Source organism: Mannheimia varigena, from assembly GCF_013377235.1.
In the GTDB taxonomy this organism is placed as follows: Bacteria; Pseudomonadota; Gammaproteobacteria; order Enterobacterales; family Pasteurellaceae; genus Mannheimia; species Mannheimia varigena.
The window spans coordinates 990,704-1,008,204 of record NZ_CP016226.1 but is presented as its reverse complement, the minus strand read 5'-3'; the positions used below and the strand labels follow the sequence as shown (position 1 = coordinate 1,008,204).

The 17,501-nt window shown below is 39.2% G+C and carries 18 protein-coding genes and 1 other RNA gene; 10 read left to right on the top strand and 9 right to left on the bottom strand.

The genetic code is table 11. The annotated features are described in order from the left end of the window. Nucleotides 1-3: 3 nt before the first annotated feature. The 4 genes from rsmH to rnr all read right to left on the bottom strand — a co-directional run bounded on the left by rsmH (nucleotide 4) and on the right by rnr (nucleotide 4,241). Nucleotides 4-942: a 16S rRNA (cytosine(1402)-N(4))-methyltransferase RsmH gene (gene rsmH / locus A6B40_RS04570; RefSeq protein ID WP_025342208.1), complete on the bottom strand. Its 939-nt coding sequence runs from the start codon at nucleotides 940-942 to the stop codon at nucleotides 4-6. A gap of 15 nt (nucleotides 943-957) precedes the next feature. Next, nucleotides 958-1,416, bottom strand: a complete 459-nt coding sequence (gene mraZ, locus A6B40_RS04565; RefSeq protein ID WP_025217951.1) for a division/cell wall cluster transcriptional repressor MraZ — start codon at nucleotides 1,414-1,416, stop codon at nucleotides 958-960. A 201-nt stretch (nucleotides 1,417-1,617) separates the two neighbouring features. Further along, nucleotides 1,618-1,884, bottom strand: a complete 267-nt coding sequence (locus A6B40_RS04560; protein ID WP_112110097.1) for a hypothetical protein — start codon at nucleotides 1,882-1,884, stop codon at nucleotides 1,618-1,620. A 2-nt stretch (nucleotides 1,885-1,886) separates the two neighbouring features. Beyond that, nucleotides 1,887-4,241, bottom strand: coding sequence for a ribonuclease R (rnr, locus tag A6B40_RS04555; protein WP_176671704.1), 2,355 nt, complete (start codon nucleotides 4,239-4,241; stop codon nucleotides 1,887-1,889). Between the two features lie 138 nt (nucleotides 4,242-4,379). On the opposite strand from rnr, the gene A6B40_RS04550 reads away from it, so the two are divergent. Together A6B40_RS04550 and A6B40_RS04545 are read left to right on the top strand one after the other, a co-directional pair. Continuing rightward, nucleotides 4,380-4,700: a zinc ribbon domain-containing protein YjdM gene (locus tag A6B40_RS04550; RefSeq protein WP_176671703.1), complete on the top strand. Its 321-nt coding sequence runs from the start codon at nucleotides 4,380-4,382 to the stop codon at nucleotides 4,698-4,700. A gap of 66 nt (nucleotides 4,701-4,766) precedes the next feature. Further along, the gene (locus A6B40_RS04545) at nucleotides 4,767-5,273 is read left to right on the top strand and encodes a hypothetical protein (RefSeq protein ID WP_025217947.1); all 507 of its coding nucleotides are present in this window, start codon (nucleotides 4,767-4,769) and stop codon (nucleotides 5,271-5,273) included. Nucleotides 5,274-5,317: 44 nt separating this feature from the next. Here A6B40_RS04545 and znuA read toward each other — a convergent pair whose 3' ends face one another. After that, complete coding sequence (gene znuA, locus A6B40_RS04540) at nucleotides 5,318-6,274, bottom strand: zinc ABC transporter substrate-binding protein ZnuA (RefSeq protein ID WP_176671702.1); 957 nt, start codon at nucleotides 6,272-6,274, stop codon at nucleotides 5,318-5,320. A 139-nt stretch (nucleotides 6,275-6,413) separates the two neighbouring features. Here znuA and ubiD point away from each other — a divergent pair, with 139 nt between their 5' ends. From ubiD to A6B40_RS04520, 4 genes are all read left to right on the top strand, one after another. After that, entirely contained in the window at nucleotides 6,414-7,877 is a 1,464-nt protein-coding gene (ubiD, locus tag A6B40_RS04535) for a 4-hydroxy-3-polyprenylbenzoate decarboxylase (protein ID WP_176671701.1), read from the top strand. 132 nt (nucleotides 7,878-8,009) lie between these two features. Next, a complete protein-coding gene (locus A6B40_RS04530; RefSeq protein WP_025217944.1) occupies nucleotides 8,010-8,531 on the top strand; it encodes an isoprenylcysteine carboxyl methyltransferase family protein in 522 nt (173 codons plus the stop codon). Between the two features lie 475 nt (nucleotides 8,532-9,006). Continuing rightward, a complete protein-coding gene (gene rne / locus A6B40_RS04525) occupies nucleotides 9,007-11,934 on the top strand; it encodes a ribonuclease E (RefSeq protein WP_176671700.1) in 2,928 nt (975 codons plus the stop codon). Nucleotides 11,935-12,067: 133 nt separating this feature from the next. Next, nucleotides 12,068-12,607: a hypothetical protein gene (locus A6B40_RS04520; protein ID WP_176671699.1), complete on the top strand. Its 540-nt coding sequence runs from the start codon at nucleotides 12,068-12,070 to the stop codon at nucleotides 12,605-12,607. A gap of 97 nt (nucleotides 12,608-12,704) precedes the next feature. On the opposite strand, the gene A6B40_RS04515 is transcribed toward A6B40_RS04520, so the two are convergent. From A6B40_RS04515 to A6B40_RS04500, 4 genes are all read right to left on the bottom strand, one after another. Next, nucleotides 12,705-12,977: an HU family DNA-binding protein gene (locus A6B40_RS04515; protein WP_025235351.1), complete on the bottom strand. Its 273-nt coding sequence runs from the start codon at nucleotides 12,975-12,977 to the stop codon at nucleotides 12,705-12,707. Nucleotides 12,978-13,111: 134 nt separating this feature from the next. Further along, nucleotides 13,112-13,702: a YjaG family protein gene (locus A6B40_RS04510; RefSeq protein WP_025217940.1), complete on the bottom strand. Its 591-nt coding sequence runs from the start codon at nucleotides 13,700-13,702 to the stop codon at nucleotides 13,112-13,114. A gap of 69 nt (nucleotides 13,703-13,771) precedes the next feature. Further along, nucleotides 13,772-14,836: a uroporphyrinogen decarboxylase gene (hemE, locus tag A6B40_RS04505; protein WP_025248172.1), complete on the bottom strand. Its 1,065-nt coding sequence runs from the start codon at nucleotides 14,834-14,836 to the stop codon at nucleotides 13,772-13,774. 77 nt (nucleotides 14,837-14,913) lie between these two features. Continuing rightward, nucleotides 14,914-15,471, bottom strand: a complete 558-nt coding sequence (locus A6B40_RS04500; protein ID WP_112110091.1) for a UPF0149 family protein — start codon at nucleotides 15,469-15,471, stop codon at nucleotides 14,914-14,916. Between the two features lie 77 nt (nucleotides 15,472-15,548). Between A6B40_RS04500 and A6B40_RS04495 the strand changes: the two genes are divergently transcribed. From A6B40_RS04495 to A6B40_RS04480, 4 genes are all read left to right on the top strand, one after another. Further along, entirely contained in the window at nucleotides 15,549-15,842 is a 294-nt protein-coding gene (locus A6B40_RS04495; protein ID WP_025217937.1) for a cell division protein ZapA, read from the top strand. A 99-nt stretch (nucleotides 15,843-15,941) separates the two neighbouring features. Beyond that, nucleotides 15,942-16,123, top strand: a non-coding RNA gene (gene ssrS / locus A6B40_RS04490) — 6S RNA. A gap of 1 nt (nucleotide 16,124) precedes the next feature. After that, nucleotides 16,125-16,709 (top strand): 5-formyltetrahydrofolate cyclo-ligase, encoded by a 585-nt coding sequence (locus tag A6B40_RS04485; RefSeq protein WP_176671698.1) that lies wholly within the window; start codon nucleotides 16,125-16,127, stop codon nucleotides 16,707-16,709. After that, nucleotides 16,706-17,494: an IclR family transcriptional regulator gene (locus A6B40_RS04480; RefSeq protein WP_025217935.1), complete on the top strand. Its 789-nt coding sequence runs from the start codon at nucleotides 16,706-16,708 to the stop codon at nucleotides 17,492-17,494. Before A6B40_RS04485 ends, A6B40_RS04480 begins: the two co-directional genes overlap by 4 nt. The last annotated feature ends 7 nt before the right edge of the window (nucleotides 17,495-17,501 follow it).

Below are 17,501 nucleotides of genomic sequence, written 5' to 3'. Positions count from 1 at the left end.
CAGCTAGCGTTTTTCGGCAATCCGCAACACTGCACTGCGTGAGCGAGCATTTGCTTCAATCTCTGCTTCAGTTGGCATAATTGCTTTTCCAATGGTTTTAAGTGGAATATTTTTATTTAATTCAGCTTCCAAAATAGGTAAACCACGAGGCACGTCCATACCTTTACTGTGCTTACGCATAAACTGTTTAACCATTCTGTCTTCAAGTGAGTGGAAACTGATAATCGACAAACGCCCTTCTGGTGCTAATACCGTTAATGCGGAGTTGAGGGCTTTTTCCAATTCGTCTAATTCACTGTTAATAAAAATTCTAATTGCTTGGAAAGAGCGGGTTGCTGGATGCTTATGCTTATCTTTAAACGGCACTGCATTGCTAATGATTTGAGCAAGCTGTAATGTGCGAGAGATTTTTTCACTTGCAGATTTATTGTAAGAAACGACCGCTTGTGCAATGCGTTTTGCAAAGCGTTCTTCGCCAAATTCTTTGAGTACCCAAGCTAAATCTTCAACAGATACTTGAGCCAACCATTCTGAGGCGGATAATCCTTTGGTGGTGTCCATACGCATATCAAGCGGTCCATCACGCATAAAGCTAAAACCACGTTCTGCTTCATCAAGCTGCGGAGAAGAAACACCTAAATCAAGTAAAATGCCGTCAATTTTACCAACTAATCCCAGTTTTTCACAAATTTCAGGAATAGCAGAAAAAGCAGTATGTTCAATCTGAAAACGGGGATCATTAATGGTTTGAGCTTCTGCGATGGCACGAGGATCACGATCCGTTGCAATTAATCGCCCATTTTCGCCAAGTTTGGATAAAATTAAGCGAGAATGCCCACCACGCCCAAAAGTACCATCAATATAGATACCATTTGGCTTAACTGCTAAGCCATCAACGGCTTCGTGCAATAATACTGTAATGTGTTTTGGTGTTTCGCTCATCTTTCTTTCCAATTATTATAGCGAGAGGTTTTTTAAGGCATCGCAATCCAACATTTCTGCTGAAGCACCAAACGCAAGATCTTCTGCAATTTGGGCTTGCCATTGCTTATCTTGCCAGATTTCAAATTTGTTTAGTTGACCAACTAACATAATTTGTTGCTCTAATTGAGCGTGTTGACGAAGTGTTGGACTGATTAAAATACGACCTGCTGAATCCATTTCACATTCCGTCGCAAAGCCTTGCATTACACGCTGAATACGGCGTTGTACAGGATCGAAATTAGATAACGCCAGTAATTTTTGCTCAACAACTTCCCATTCGTGTAAAGGATAAAGCAGCAAACAAGGTTGGCGGATATCAACAGTACAAACCAAAATTCCGTGATGCTTTTCAATAAGCTCAGCACGGTAACGGGTCGGAATTGCGATCCGCCCTTTGCTATCAATGCTGATTGAACTTGCACCACGAAACATTTCGATTCTTCGCTCTACTTAAATAATATTACATTTAAGAAAAAGATCCACAAACCACCACTTTTTCCCACTTAATTGGAGGATTTTATCTATTAGTGATACATCTATCAAGGAGTTTTCATTTATTTACAAAATAAAAGACCTATCTTCTCTGATAGGTCTTTTAATATTTGCAAATTTTTGCTCAAATTTAACCGCTTGTTAACATTTTAGCAGCGATTTCACGAGAGAAACCAAACCATAAATTGCCCAATAAAATAGAATAGCCCCGAAAAATAACGTTGCGGTGTGAGGTAGCCAGTAATAAATACCCAGCACTTCTGCAGTACGGCATTCTAAACGTTGGTAATCATTGAGTTTAGTTAAATCGCTACAATCAAAGGGAATATAACTAAAAACGAAATAGCTAATTACCGCAATAACTAACGCAAATAAGATGCTACACAAAATCTGTTTTTTATAATCCATTTCTATTTCTTCCTTGACTTACTAGCAGTCGTTTTTGTCCGTTTTTTTGCAGATTTTGCTGTTTTTTTCTCTGTAGCTTTCTTTACGGTTTTTGGCTCTTTAAAAACAGGCTTCGCTGCTGCTTTTGCCTTTTTTCTTGCTGTTTTACCCGTCGTTTTATGCTCGGTTAGCAACTCAAAGTCAATTTTCTTTTCATCTAAATTCACGTCGATCACTTTTACTCGAACCGCATCGCCTAAGCGGTAAATAATGCCACTTTCGCCCACCAAACGTTGCCGGTCTGCATCATAATGGTAGTAGTCATTATCTAAAGTTGAAATATGAACCAAACCATCAATAAATAGCTCATTAAGTTTCACAAATAAGCCAAAGCCTGTTACGCTTGAAATGACACCATCAAACTCTTCGCCGATGTGGTCTTGCATAAACTCACATTTCAGCCAATCAGCTACATCACGGGTGGCTTCATCAGCACGGCGTTCAGTGGCTGAACATTTATCGCCAAACTCATCCATATCATCTAACTTGTAATGATAACCACCACCATCAGTATAATGACGTGTATTGCCCTTGCCTTTTTCGATTAAATATTTAATCGCACGGTGAAGCAATAAATCGGGGTAACGGCGAATTGGCGAGGTAAAGTGAGCATATTCAGTTAATGCCAAGCCAAAATGTCCAATGTTATCTGCTGCATAAATCGCTTGTTTTAAAGAACGGAGTAACATCGTTTGAATTAGCTCTTTATCAGCACGTTCGGCAATTTGATCTAACAACACACCATAATCTTTAGGTTGCGGATCAAGTCCAACGTCCCACGTTAAGCCGCATTCGCGCACAAAGGATTTAAAACTCAATAATTTTTCTTCACTTGGTTTATCGTGGATACGATAAAGTGCTGGTTCATTTGCTTTTTCTACAAAACGAGCCGCCGCAATGTTTGCCAAAATCATACACTCTTCAATTAATTTGTGTGCATCATTGCGGATAAGTGGTTCAATGCGTTCAATTCGTCCTTGTGGGTTGAAAATAAATTGATTTTCAATAGTTTCAAACTCAATTGCACCTCGTTTTTGGCGGGCTTTCATTAAAGTTTGGAACATCGCATAAAGTTCTTCAATGTGTGGTACTAATGGAGCGTAACGCTCACGCAAGGTTTCATCGCCTTCGAGCATTTTCCAAACTTTGGTATAAGTTAAACGAGAGTGTGAATTCATTACTGCTTCATAGAATTTGTAATCGACCAACTCCCCTTTATTGGAAACAGACATTTCCGCTACTAAGCAGAGGCGATCAACCTGCGGATTTAATGAACACAAGCCGTTTGAAAGTACTTCGGGTAGCATTGGAATCACCCGATTTGGGAAATAAACCGAGTTCCCCCTATTAAGTGCTTCCAAATCTAATGCTGTTTTCGGGCGAACATAATAACTCACATCAGCAATAGCTACCCATAAACGCCAGCCATTACCTTCTTTTTTTGCAAAAACGGCATCGTCAAAATCACGAGCATCTTCGCCGTCAATGGTAATGAGTGGCAAGTCTCTTAAATCAATACGCCCTTGCTTCGCTTCTTCTGGTACTTCTTCACTAGCAAATTGACGAATCTGTTTTTCTACACCTTCTGGCCAAATGTGCGGAATATCGTGATTGCGTAAGGCAATTTCGATTTCCATACCCGGAGCGAGATTGTCGCCTAAAATCTCGGTAATAAAACCCACCGGGCGGTTAAAGCTGGCTTTGCGTTCTTGCAACTCCACCACCACAACTTGCCCCATTCTTGCTCCCATTCGGTGTTCATCAGGGATTAAGATATCTTGATTGATACGACTATCGTCAGGCATAACGAAACCAATGCCACTTTCAAGGAAGAATCGCCCAACAATCTGCTTTTTACGGGCTTCCAGCACACGCACGATACGCACTTCTTTACGACCTCTTCTATCTGTGCCGTTCGGCTGTGCCAGTACAAAATCACCGTGCATTACTTTTACCATTTGAGCATTAGGAATAAACCAATCCTCATTTTTCGTCGTGAGTTTTTCGTGCCCTTCTACTTGTAGAAAACCATAGCCATCACGATGACCAATCACTGTCCCTTTCAATAAATCCATCTTTTCAGGCAAGGCATAACGTTTACCTTTGGTAAACACTAACTCGCCGTCATTTTCCATTGCCCGTAAACGGCGGCGAACACCCTCCATTCGTTCTTCATCATAAATGTGAAATGCTTCGAGCAACTCATCACGACTCATCGGTGCATTATGTTCACGAATAGTATTTAAAATAAACTCTCGGCTCGGCACAGGATTTTCATATTTTTCTAATTCTTGTTGATAATTTGGATCGACTATCATAGCTGCCTCCTTTTGTTTTAATCTGTTCTTATTCTAACTGACTTTTCTTTACAATTGTTAAAAATTGTTCATTTATCTTTTTATCGCTTTTTATTATATAATGCCATTTTTAACATAAACTAATGAGAAGAAAATATTATGACATACCCTGTATGCCCTGAATGCAAAGGCGAAAATACTTATCACGATTCTATTCAATTTGTTTGCCCTGATTGTGCCTACGAATGGAATGGTGAAGAGACCACTCAAGACGAAGATGTCTTAATTGTAAAAGACAGTAATGGTAATTTATTATCGGATGGTGATGATGTACTATTAATCAAAGATTTGAAATTAAAAGGATCATCAGAAGTCTTGAAAAAAGGCACTAAATTCAAAGGGATTCGTTTAGCAAAAGGTGATCACAATGTAGATTGTGGCAAAATTATGCTGAAATCTGAATTTTTGAAGAAAGCTTAATATAGCTTAGCTACAAGCGGTCAGGTTTTTGTTTAATTTTTCAAATTAAATTACGAGAGAAATATTATGTCTGTTAAGAAAATGTTATTTACACTGCCTATCATTTCATTATTCGCATTGAATGTAATGGCTGCGGAAAACAATAAAACCTCAAATACAAACAATAAAACAGCTGCTCAAAAAGTAACGGAAGATAAAAACTTAAAAGCATTTAACCAAAGTGTGAGAATTAATTTAATCCAGAGAGGAACAGCAAAACAAGATAACCAAGATGTTGCGGTATTAACTTACGAGGTCAATAATATTGGTAAAAATCACATTAAAAACTTAAATTGGTTATCTGCTTTTACCATTAATGATCAAATTTTCTTTGTACAAGAAGTACAAACTCAGCTAGATAAAGCTATCTCAGCCAAAAAGAAAGAAAATATTACCGTTGTTTTACCAATAGAAAAATTACCCGAAAATATAAGACCTGTGTTTAATTCACTTGAAACACCTATTGGTCATATTACGGTTGCGAAACAAATTGATTTTACCAACGGCCAAAAAATCATTGTGAAAAAACAATAAAATAAAACCCCATTTAAATTAACTTAAATGGGGTTATTTTTATCTTATTTCGATAAACATTTACTAAATTCATCCGCTAGAGATTGCACAAACTCAGGGTAAGCGGTCGCTTTTAACTCAATTTTTGCACCAAGTGGATCTAGCTGCCCCACATTCACTTTGGTTTCTTTCGCTAAAGTTTCAATCACTTTTGGTGTGAATTGTGGCTCAGCGAATAAACATTGAGCCTTGTGTTGGCTAATGCTTTTCTTGATTTTTGCCAGCGTTTTCGCTCCCGGTGCTACGGTTGGGTTGATGGTGAACGAGCCTAGTGAATTTAAATCGTATTCACGTTCAAAATAGCCGTAAGCATCATGGAAAGTGTAGTAGCCTTTAGATTTCACCGGCTCTAATTGCTTGGCAATTTCTGCTTTTTTAGCGGTTAAATTTTCTTTGAATTTTGCAAGATTTTCCGCAATTTTCGCTTTTTGCTCTGGTAATTGTTCGCTTAAACGGGCTGCGATTTGCTCGGCAGCAATTTCGCTCGCTTCGCTCGATAACCAAATGTGCCAATCTTCATCGTGGCTATGGCCGTGGTGATCATCGTGATCGTGGCTATGTCCTTTGTGTTCGTGCGAATGCTTGTGGTCGTGCTTATGATCATGGTCGTGATCATCTTCTTTTTTATCGCTCGCTTTTTCCACTAGAGCTTCAATCGCTTCCACATTCTCAAGGGTTAAAACTTTCTCTTTCGGCAATTTTTCGATGCTTTTTTCGAGGAAGCTTTCCAAGCCATCACCCACCCAAACCACTAATTGAGCTGATTGTAGCTGGCTCACATCAGACGGTTTTAAGCTGTAATCGTGTGGAGATGCACTCACCGGCAGCAACACTTTGGTTTCAGTTACGCCATCTGTAACCGCATTGGCAATAAAGCCCAACGGTTTAATACTGGTTAATACTTCCGCTTGAGCCACGCTCGCCCCTAACACCGCCAAACCAATTAACGTTCTTTTAAACATAAATTCCCCTCTATTTTCTAGGATTATTTGAATTTGGCTATTCTAGCAAAACTACATAAATTTTCTATAATTTTTTTATGGGTATTTTTCGCTGTTTTTTTTCTATATACTTGCAAAAAATTCAACAAAACAGACCGCTATGAAATATAAAAACCTACGAGAATTTTTAGATTTGCTCGAAGCTCAAGACGAATTAGTTCGCATTAAGCAAGAGATCGATCCTTATTTGGAAATGACCGAAATTGCCGACCGTACTTTGCGAAAAGGCGGCCCGGCATTGCTGTTTGAAAACCCGAAAGGCAGCGAAATTCCGGTGTTGTGTAATCTGTTCGGTACACCAAAACGAGTGGCGATGGGAATGGGGCAAGAAGATACCAAAGCCCTGCGAGAACTCGGTAAGTTGTTGGCGTTTCTCAAGGAACCTGAACCGCCAAAAGGCTTTAAAGATTTGATCGGGCAGTTGCCGCAATGGAAGCAAATTCTCAATATGCCGCCGAAAGTGCTGGGCAAAGCAGAGTGTCAGCAGGTCGTGATTTCAGGCGATGAAGTGGATCTCACCAAATTACCGATTATGCATTGCTGGAAAGGCGATGTTGCCCCGCTTGTCACTTGGGGGCTAACAATTACGCAAGGACCTTACAAAAAACGCCAAAATTTAGGCATTTACCGCCAACAACTTATCGGTAAAAACAAGCTGATTATGCGTTGGCTTTCGCATCGTGGCGGAGCCTTGGATTTTCAAGAGTGGAAAGCGGAAAACCCTGATAAACCGTTCCCGGTTTCGGTAGCGATTGGCGCCGACCCTGCAACCATTTTAGCTGCGGTCACGCCAATTCCTGACACGCTATCGGAATATGCGTTCGCAGGGCTGTTGCGTGGGCATAAAACGGAAGTGGTGAAATCCATTTCTAACGATTTGGAAGTGCCGGCAAGTGCGGAAATCGTGCTGGAGGGCTATATCGACCTGAATGAAACTGCTCTCGAGGGCCCGTACGGCGACCACACGGGCTACTACAACGAGCAGGAATATTTCCCAGTTTTCACCGTCACCCACATTACAATGCGAAAAGATGCGATTTATCATAGCACATACACCGGCAGACCGCCCGATGAACCAGCGGTGTTAGGCGAAGCGTTGAACGAAGTCTTTATTCCGATTTTGCAGAAACAATTTCCTGAAATAATGGATTTCTACCTGCCGCCAGAGGGCTGTTCTTATCGCCTTGCAGTGGTAACGATCAAAAAACAATACGCAGGACACGCCAAGCGAGTAATGATGGGAGTTTGGTCGTTCCTTCGTCAGTTTATGTACACCAAATTCGTGATTGTGTGCGATGACGATGTGAACGCTCGTGATTGGAAAGATGTGATTTGGGCGATCACCACCCGCTGCGACCCCGCTCGAGATACCACAATGATTGAAAACACGCCGATTGATTATCTCGATTTCGCCTCGCCAATTGCCGGACTTGGCTCAAAAATGGGGATTGACGCCACCAACAAATGGGCTGGCGAAACCAGCAGAGAGTGGGGTGTGCCAATTCAAAAAGATGAAAATGTGGTAAAACGCATTGATGAAATTTGGGACCAGCTTGGTCTATAATATTAATTAACCACAGAATTCCCTAATAAACGCAAATGGTTAAATTTATTATAAATTTTAAAAGCCTTGCTTTTAATGGATTTATATATTCTGTGGTTAATTTGTTTTCATAATACTTTAAAAGGAGAATTTATGCTGTTGGTTAATTTAATCTTTATAATCTTTTTTATTGTCCGCTTATATAGCCTTAGCATTTCAATTAGAAATGAAAAAAAATTAATTAGAGATGGGGCTGTGCAATATGGTAAAAAAAATTCAATTTTACTCTCAATCCTGCATGTTTTATTTTATTTTTCTGCAATTTTTGAGGCAAATTACTTTTTCTATACATGGGATTCTTTTAGCTCTTTAGGCTTTATAATAATGCTATTAGCTTATATTGCATTGTTCTGGGTAATCTCTCAGTTAAAAGAAATATGGACAGTAAAACTTTATATTTTGCCAAACCATAAAATCAATACCTCAATACTTTTTAGAACAATAAAACACCCCAACTATTTTTTAAATATTTTACCAGAGTTAATTGGTGTAGTCTTCCTTTGCCATGCTTGGAATACGTTAATTTACCTTTTTCCTCTTTATTTACTAGTATTGTGTATCCGAATTTATCAAGAAGAAAAAGTAATGAAACCTTTATTTAATCAACTAAATTAATAAAATTAGCCTAATTATTAATATTCATGAGAATAGGCAACTATGGGTTGTCTATTCTCTACACTTGGCTATAGCGATAACCTAATTAATCATCTTAGTTTATCATAAGATTTAGTGTAACATGCGATCGAAAGCCTCTCTTCAAAGAGATTAAAACTACAATAACATCATCCCTTAACACCAATAATTACCTTGCTTTTTTAGAGGGTAAAATGCGATAATGCTTCGTTACTTTTGCCTATGAAAAGCAACGGAAAATTTGCAAGTTTTTGGCAAAAAATAACCGCTTGCTGAAATGTTTAGTAAGCCACAAGTGATTGATTTTGCAGTTTCTTTGAGACAAGAAAAAGTAAACATAAGACAACTATCAGCACTTTTATCAGGAATTAAGACAGTCGTGAGATAGACATAAAAACACATTCCTGACAGATGGGTAAACAGCCCGTGTAAAATGAAACAATAATGAGAAAACACAATGAAAAGAATGTTAATTAATGCAACTCAAAAAGAAGAGTTGCGTGTTGCCCTTGTTGATGGGCAACGTTTATTCGACTTGGATATTGAAAGCCCGGGTCACGAACAGAAAAAATCCAATATCTACAAGGGTAAAATTACCCGTGTTGAACCAAGCCTTGAGGCAGCATTCGTTGATTACGGTGCAGAACGCCATGGCTTCCTACCTTTAAAAGAAATTTCCCGTGAATACTTCCCGTCAAACTATGTGTTTAACGGTCGTCCGAATATCAAGGATATTATCCAAGAAGGACAAGAAGTTATTGTTCAAGTCAGCAAAGAAGAGCGTGGTAATAAAGGTGCAGCCTTAACTACGTTTATTTCTCTTGCAGGTAGTTACTTAGTGTTAATGCCAAACAACCCACGTGCGGGTGGTATTTCTCGCCGTATTGAAGGCGATGAGCGTTTAGAGCTAAAAGAGGCTTTAGACTGCTTAGAAGTGCCTGAAGATGTTGGCTTAATTGTACGTACCGCAGGTGTGGGCAAATCTCCTGAAGAGTTGCAGTGGGACTTAAAAGTGCTGTTGCACCATTGGGAGGCGATTAAAAAAGCGGCGGAATCTCGCCCTGCTCCGTTCTTAATTCACCAAGAAAGTGATGTAATCGTACGAGCCATTCGTGATTATCTCCGCCGTGATATTGGCGAAATCTTAATCGACAACAAAAAAGTGTTCGAGAAAGCGAAAAACCATATCCGTTTGGTTCGCCCAGATTTCATCAACCGTGTGCGTTTATACGAAGGTGAAGTACCGCTATTCAGTCATTATCAAATCGAATCGCAAATCGAATCGGCATTCCAGCGTGAAGTTCGCTTGCCATCTGGCGGCTCGATTGTAATTGATGTTACCGAAGCCTTAACTGCTATCGACATCAACTCTTCACGCTCAACCCGTGGCGGCGATATCGAAGAAACCGCACTAAACACTAACTTAGAAGCAGCAGACGAAATCGCACGCCAGTTACGCCTGCGTGACTTGGGTGGTTTGATTGTGATCGACTTTATCGATATGACGCCGGTTCGCCACCAACGTGAAGTGGAAAACCGCATTCGTGAAGCCACACGCCAAGACCGTGCAAGAATTCAGTTCGCTCGCATCTCTCGTTTCGGTTTGTTAGAAATGAGTCGTCAGCGTTTAAGTCCATCATTAAGTGAGGCCTCATCTCACATCTGTCCTCGCTGCCAAGGCACAGGTAAAGTGCGTGATAATGAGTCTATTGCCCTTTCAATCTTACGTTTATTAGAAGAAGAGGCGATCAAAGAAAATACAGCACAGGTTCATACTATTGTGCCTGTACAAATTGCAACTTATCTATTAAACGAAAAACGTAAAGCGATTTCAAGCATTGAAAAACGCCACGATGTACAAATTGTAGTTGTGCCGTCTGAAAGTATGGAAACTCCACACTTTGCAGTATATCGCTTACGTGAAAACGAAATAACGCCGACTTTGAGCTACGATCTAACTAAACATTATGAAGCTCGTACAGAGGATGAACATTGCAATCATCAACATCACGAAGATGTGTTAGTTACTCGTAACGAGCCTGTGATTACCGTTGAATCTGTGTTGCAAAGTACAGAGTTGAATATTCAACCAGCACCAGTGCCAGTAAAACCATCTAAGCCATCGCTATTTAGTCGTCTAATTGCAACGATTAAAGGTTGGTTTACAGAAGAGAAAAAAGAAGAGAAAAAGCCTAAATCAAAATCGCGTAATCAGCGTGATCGTCGTCAGCGTCGTGAACGCCCTAGTCGAAATACCAAGGCGGAAAGTCAAGAACGTAAACAGCAACAAAGTCAAATAGCTTCACAAGAAGAAAAACCTATTCGCACAGAGAAAAAAGCTCGCCGTCCGGTAGTAGAAGAAATTTCAGGGGTAATAGAGGCCCAGGAAACTCGTACAACTCAGCGTGAAAATCAAACTGAACGTCGCCAGCGTCGTGATTTACGTAAGAAAGTTCGTATAGAAAGTGCAGATGTTGTTATGGAAAACAGTATCGTTTCAGAGCCTGTGGTAAAACAACCTGAAACGGTAAATGTGCAACATATTGCTAAAAATCAACCGCTTGTTTCACAAGAAACGGTTGAGCAAAATAGCACAGAGATACGTGAAAATAACCGCCAGCAGCGTCGTTTACCTCGCCATTTACGTGTGGGAAACCAGCGTCGTCGTGATAATCAACGTAATAATGTAGTTTCACCAATGCCTTTGACATCGGCAGTTGCTTCTCCTGAATTGGCAAGTGGAAAAGTATGGGTGCAATTCGCTACTTCGATTAAATCGGAAGAAAAACCACAATTCTTATCAGTTGATCAAATATTAGAGCAGCAAGAGTCTAAATTAACTGAGATTGAGAAAAAACCGATTGAGAAACAAGCTCAAACTCTGAGTCCATTAGGTGGTTTTATTACTCAACCGACTAATCGTGACTTAGTAAAGGAAAAGTTAGAAGAGCATTCTAAACCAAAAGAGGATAATCCAACTCTGGAAATCTCCAAGGTGGAAGAGCACATTGCTCCATTTGGTAGTGTGGTCGCTCAGCCTTCAGAGCGTGATCTTGTAAAAGAGAAAAATGAGCGTGTTGGTAAGTTCCAATCAAAAGCTACTGTAGCACCAGCAATTGTGGATGATAGGGCAAGAACAACGATTGAAGTTCCCGTATCAACTTATGAAAGTAACTATACATTTAATGGTAGATTAGGGACCTTCTCTCGTGTAGAGCATACAACGTCAGAAATGACAGTTGCTAGTTCGCCTACTGAATCATTGGGTATTGCTCATGTATCTGAGTGGCAAGGTTCTAAATACTATTTCTATGGAAAAGGATTTGGTGGTTATACGAGTGCAGTGAGTCAGGTTCAATCTGCATCCAGACCGACAAATGTATAAGTAATCATCAATGCCTATTAGTTTTGACTTTTTGACTAGTAGGCATTTTTTTAATTAATTCTGAACTTTTTAACTTTTATTATGACTCATTAAATACATCCATGTGGGATGTATTTAATTTGAGGATCTTAGAATGAAAAAATCATTATTATCTTTATTAGTATTAGCTACAACTATGACTCTAGCAGCTTGTGATCAAGTAACAAAAACAACTGCAGAGAAATCCGCTGAAGCAAAAGTAGAAGTAGCTGAGAAAGCTGCGGAAGTAAAAGCAGTCGCAGAAGCAAAAACTGAGGAAGTAAAAGCAGCAGCTCAGGAAGCTGCAAAAGCAACTGCAGATAAAGTTGAAGAGGCGAAAGATGTAGTAGTTGAAAAGGCTAAAGAAGCTAAAGAAGCAACTGAAGCTAAAGTTGAAGAGCTAAAAGAGGCAGCAAAAGATGCAGCTAAATATTCTGTAGAGAAAACTGAAGCGGCAAAAAATGCAGTAATTGAAAAAGCAGAAGAAGCTAAAGAAGCTACCAAAGCTAAGTCAGAAGAGTTAAAAGATGCAGCTCAAGCAGCTGCAGATAAAGCAGAATCTGCGAAAAATACAGTAGTTGAAAAAGCTGCTGAATTAAAAGAAGCGACAGAAGCGAAGGCTGAAGAAGTTAAACAAGCTGTAGATAGCAAATAATTTAGTTTAAATTTAAAGCTCTGCGAATGCAGAGCTTTTTTATAAATAAAAATAAAGCCTAGATATTATCTAGACTTTATTTTATGAACTAAAAGAATTATTTTACTAAGTCTTTTAATGCTTTACCTGAAACAAATGCAGGTACTTTAGCCGCTGCAATTTTGATTTCTTCGCCGGTTTTTGGATTACGACCAGTACGTGCTTTACGCTCATTTACTTTAAATGTACCGAAGCCGATTAATTGAACAGGATCACCTGCTTTTAAGCTTGCAGAGATTGCATCAAGAGTTGCTTCTAGTGCTGCTTTAGCATCTTTCTTAGTTAAGTTTGCACCTGCTGCGATAGCATCGATTAACTCAGTTTTGTTCATAGTTTTATCCTCTAAGATAGTGTTTTGAATAAATGACGTAAAACGTCAGAAAAGTTATTGAAACCTTGGCATAGCTTAATTCAAACTGAAGATTTCTCAAAGTATTATTAAGCAATATTTTATAAATATCAATGCTATTGGTTAATATTTAATCCAATATTGCTAATCCCACTATTTCTGATTTCATCTTTTAACTCGAAAATGAGATCGAGATCACGTTTTTCACACTCGTTGAGTAAACGATAAATTTGCCATTGCACATCTAACTCATCTTGAATGTCATCAGAATTTTTTAGCTCTTGTTCATTAAGTTCTTTATCTTGCTGCATTTCTAAATAGCTTGCAACAGTACCTAATGAAATTTGGCTGATGCGAATAGCTTGCTCAAGCGTTGAGCCTGCAATAATACTATGAAGTAATTCAGATAGAGCCTCACAAGCTTCCTGTGCAGGTAAGACACCAAAAAATTCATATTCGTTCACATTTGGGATAATTTCTTCTAATTTCTCCAACTGGTTGTCGAAGTTAATTTTTACCCCTTTTACGGTTAAATATTCCCATACTAAATTTAAAATATTTTGGAATACTTTGGCTTTTTCAGATTGTTCAGTTACTTCACAAAAAAGTTTATAATTAGGATACATTCTCTCACATAGGCAGGCCATAAAGGTGACGTGCTGCCAAGGTTCAAATCGTTCCATTCTTTTATGAATTGGGTTTCTCATTTTATTTCCTATATATGCAAGCGGTCATTTTAGGATAAATTTTTCCACTTTTTTAACTGCTTTTTCGAGTTATTTATGATACTGCTTCGAGTAGTTATGAATTGCATCGACAAATACTTTCGGACTTTCTACCGGTACGTCTAAGTGTATACCATGTCCTAGGTTAAAGACGTGTCCGCTGCCATTGCCAAAACCGGCAAGAATATTTTTCACTTCTTGCTCAATGCGTTCAGGTGTTGCATAAAGTACACTAGGATCCATATTGCCTTGAAGGGAAACCTTATCGCCAACACGTTTACGGGCATCGGCAATATCGACTGTCCAGTCTAATCCAATGGCATCGCAACCTGTTTCAGCAATGGCTTCTAACCATAAGCCACCACCTTTGGTAAAGAGAGTAACTGGCACTTTACGACCTTCATTTTCACGGATTAGCCCATCAACAATTTTGTGCATATAGCGTAAAGAGAACTCTTTATAATCGTTGTGTGCCAATACGCCACCCCAAGTATCGAAAACCATTACTGATTGTGCCCCTGCTTTGATTTGTGCATTTAAATATAAAATCACGCTATCGGCTAATTTATCGAGTAATTTGTGCAGAATTTGTGGATCAGCGTAAAGCATTTTTTTGATTTTGGTGAACGCTTTGCTTGAACCGCCTTCTACCATATAGGTTGCTAGAGTCCAAGGGCTGCCGGAAAAGCCGATTAACGGCACTTCGCCTTTTAATTCACGGCGAATGGTGCGAACGGCGTTCATCACATATTGTAATTCGCCTTCAGGATCTGGAATAGGTAGATTATTCACATCAGCAAGTGATTGCACAGGGCGAGCAAATTTCGGACCTTCGCCCGCACCAAAACTCAAATCTAAGCCCATTGCATCTGGAATAGTGAGGATATCTGAGAAAAGAATTGCAGCATCTAATTCATAGCGACGTAAAGGTTGTAAAGTAACTTCACAAGCTAAGTCGGCATTACGGCAGAGTGACATAAAATCACCAGCCTCGGCACGAGTAGCTTTATACTCAGGTAAATAACGCCCAGCTTGACGCATCATCCAAACAGGGGTCATATCCACAGGTTCACGCAAAAGAGCTTTTAAATAGCGATCATTTTTAAGTTCAGACATCGGTTTTTCCTTTGATTATGAAGCGGTCGTTTTTATTGAAAAATTTGCAAAATATAGATGAAATTTGACCGCTTGTATTAATGTAATTGTGGCTTTTCTTCTGTTTTAGGTACGCCTAAAGCAAAATGGCTATGTAAGAATAAGGCTAACACTCGTAAATATTCCAACACTTCTTCGCCGGCTTCTAGCAATTCTTCGTTGTTATCGTCTTCATTGTACCCTAATTTGGCGATTTCATCTAAATCATCAATTGCCTCGCCCACCTCATCGGTTTCTTGTTGTAATTTGGGCTGTGCAACGCCTAAACCCAGCAAGAAGCTGTTTGTCCATTCAGAAATACCATCAGCAAGGGCAAAACCATCTTCTTCATTTTCGGGTAGCCATAGACTAAATAGCGTATTTGCTTGAGAGAAACTTTCGGTGAGCTGTTGATAAAATTCAGTCAGTTGCTTTAATGGTTCAACTGAAAATGCATGTCCGTTATTGGTAAATTGGTAGGTTAAGGTTTTCCACGAATCATCTTGAATGCCGCCTGCAATCAATCCGCATAAGAAACCGTGAAATTCCGCGGGGGTATCTTCAATTTGTAATTGAGTAATAAGTTGTTTAAATTCTTGGGAATTTGTCATAGCCATAATTGCATTATTGTGATTTTGCTAAAGAATGGCATAATATAGCAAAAATTTTGCGATTAAGTGAGGATTTCGTATTTATGTCTGCAAATAATATCGAACTACAGATTTTTGGTCAGGTGTTACGCTTGCAATGTCCTGTTGGACAACAAGAAAATTTATTGGCATCAGCACAGCGTTTGGAAGAGCGTGTAGCGGTATTGAAAGAGCAGTCTGGCATTATTCAACTTGAAAAAGTACTTGCTATTGTTGCACTGAATTTAAATTATGAATTAGAGCAAGCTCAACGCCAAAATGCAGAAAATAAAAATGTATTAGTCGCCTGTATTGAGCAGTTAGATAATTCGTTAGGTAAATTGCAATCAAGTAGTTGATTTTTAAGCTAAGTGATTAGGAATAGAGCTAAGAAACTGAAAATTTACAATTTATCTGATTAAAGACTAGGAAAAATCATTAAATTCCGTTACTATAAATCTTGCCTGGGGTGTGCGTTATTAGTTACGTCCCTGAGCCGATAATTTGAAACTTTGAGTTGAACATCTAACCGCCGGTGAGCAAGCTTACTTTAAGTAAGAAGCCTAAAGGTGATTAAGTTTGACTCCCTTGAACCGACTGGTTCAAGGACCATTACTGGTAGCGGCATCTCGGGTACTTATATGAAAAATTCCATTAATTATTGTAGCCATTCCCGTGAACAATTACGACAATTAATGCGGGCTAAACGTTTAGGTTTAACTACATTACAACAGGCACAAGCTGCTTACTCACTTATTCCACAAGCAATTCCTTTAATTGAATCTTATCAGGCCTCACATATTGCTTTTTATTTGCCTTTTAACGGTGAAATTTCTCCACTGCCTTTAATGAATATTTTACTTGAGCAAGGAAAAAAAATCTATTTGCCTATTCTCCACCCTTTTACAAGCGGTCAATTATTGTTTGTAAATTACAATTGCAAAACTATTCTAAAATTTAACCGCTTGGGCATTCAAGAGCCTGTGCCGGATGTTAGAAATATCATTCCCTTACAAGAACTAGAGATGATTTTTACACCATTAGTTGCGTGCGATAAAGCAGGAAATCGGTTAGGAATGGGAGGTGGTTTTTATGATAGAACACTTGCTCAAGCTCCTCATATTATAAGTGTGGGGTTGGCTCATGAGTGCCAGCAAGTAGAACAATTACCGATAGAGCGTTGGGATATGCCGTTAAATCATATTATTTTGGGAGCATCAAGATGATAGAAAAAAAAGAAAAGGAATCTGCAGGAAACCAAAGCCTAATTCGTGGCTTAACGCTTTTGGAACTATTGGCAAAATTTCCTAATGGTTGCCCGTTAGCTCACTTAGCTGAGCTTTCAAGCTTGAATAAAAGTACGGTGCATCGTTTATTGCAAGGCTTACAGCAAGAAGGCTATGTTCGCCCGGCTCCAACAGCAGGCAGTTATCGTTTAACTACGAAATGTTTAGCGATTGGGCAAAGGGCTTTAAGCTCAATTAATATCCTACACATTGCAGCACCACATTTAGAAGCATTGAACTTAAAATTAGGCGAGACGGTTAATTTTGCGATGCGAGAGAAAGATCACGCAATCCTCATTAATAAATTAGAGGCAACCACAGGCTTAATGCGAACTAGAGCTTATATCGGGCAGCAGATGCAACTATATTGTTCTGGTATGGGTAAACTTTTCTTAGCCTATGATTCCGAAGATTATATTCCCCAATATTGGCAAGCGAAATCCTCTGTAATTCAACAGCTTACCATCAATACCATTACCACGATTGAGGGAATGAAAAAAGAGCTGGAAACCATTCGTGAGCTCGGTTTTGCGATGGATGCAGAAGAAAATGAGCTGGGTGTTTCTTGTATTGCTTGCCCGATTTTTGATCATCAACAGAAGGTCCATTATGCGGTTTCCGTCTCGCTTTCAACGGCTCGTTTAAATCAGCTAGGGCAAGAAAATTTACTACCTGCTATTCAAGAAACGGCAGAAAAAATTTCAGCCGAGCTAGGTGGGCGATAATTTTGTA

Excerpts from the sequence above, each read along its gene's own strand:
- A6B40_RS04510 (WP_025217940.1), bottom strand. The coding sequence starts at position 13,702 with ATGAGAAACCCAATTCATAAAAGAATGGAACGATTTGAACCTTGGCAG.
- A6B40_RS04530 (WP_025217944.1), top strand. The coding sequence starts at position 8,010 with ATGCTGTTGGTTAATTTAATCTTTATAATCTTTTTTATTGTCCGCTTA.
- A6B40_RS04480 (WP_025217935.1), top strand. The coding sequence starts at position 16,706 with ATGATAGAAAAAAAAGAAAAGGAATCTGCAGGAAACCAAAGCCTAATT.
- A6B40_RS04550 (WP_176671703.1), top strand. The coding sequence starts at position 4,380 with ATGACATACCCTGTATGCCCTGAATGCAAAGGCGAAAATACTTATCAC.
- rne (WP_176671700.1), top strand. The coding sequence starts at position 9,007 with ATGAAAAGAATGTTAATTAATGCAACTCAAAAAGAAGAGTTGCGTGTT.
- rsmH (WP_025342208.1), bottom strand. The coding sequence starts at position 942 with ATGAGCGAAACACCAAAACACATTACAGTATTATTGCACGAAGCCGTT.
- ubiD (WP_176671701.1), top strand. The coding sequence starts at position 6,414 with ATGAAATATAAAAACCTACGAGAATTTTTAGATTTGCTCGAAGCTCAA.
- A6B40_RS04520 (WP_176671699.1), top strand. The coding sequence starts at position 12,068 with ATGAAAAAATCATTATTATCTTTATTAGTATTAGCTACAACTATGACT.
- rnr (WP_176671704.1), bottom strand. The coding sequence starts at position 4,241 with ATGATAGTCGATCCAAATTATCAACAAGAATTAGAAAAATATGAAAAT.
- A6B40_RS04495 (WP_025217937.1), top strand. The coding sequence starts at position 15,549 with ATGTCTGCAAATAATATCGAACTACAGATTTTTGGTCAGGTGTTACGC.
- A6B40_RS04485 (WP_176671698.1), top strand. The coding sequence starts at position 16,125 with ATGAAAAATTCCATTAATTATTGTAGCCATTCCCGTGAACAATTACGA.
- A6B40_RS04545 (WP_025217947.1), top strand. The coding sequence starts at position 4,767 with ATGTCTGTTAAGAAAATGTTATTTACACTGCCTATCATTTCATTATTC.
- A6B40_RS04560 (WP_112110097.1), bottom strand. The coding sequence starts at position 1,884 with ATGGATTATAAAAAACAGATTTTGTGTAGCATCTTATTTGCGTTAGTT.
- A6B40_RS04515 (WP_025235351.1), bottom strand. The coding sequence starts at position 12,977 with ATGAACAAAACTGAGTTAATCGATGCTATCGCAGCAGGTGCAAACTTA.
- A6B40_RS04500 (WP_112110091.1), bottom strand. The coding sequence starts at position 15,471 with ATGGCTATGACAAATTCCCAAGAATTTAAACAACTTATTACTCAATTA.
- hemE (WP_025248172.1), bottom strand. The coding sequence starts at position 14,836 with ATGTCTGAACTTAAAAATGATCGCTATTTAAAAGCTCTTTTGCGTGAA.
- mraZ (WP_025217951.1), bottom strand. The coding sequence starts at position 1,416 with ATGTTTCGTGGTGCAAGTTCAATCAGCATTGATAGCAAAGGGCGGATC.
- znuA (WP_176671702.1), bottom strand. The coding sequence starts at position 6,274 with ATGTTTAAAAGAACGTTAATTGGTTTGGCGGTGTTAGGGGCGAGCGTG.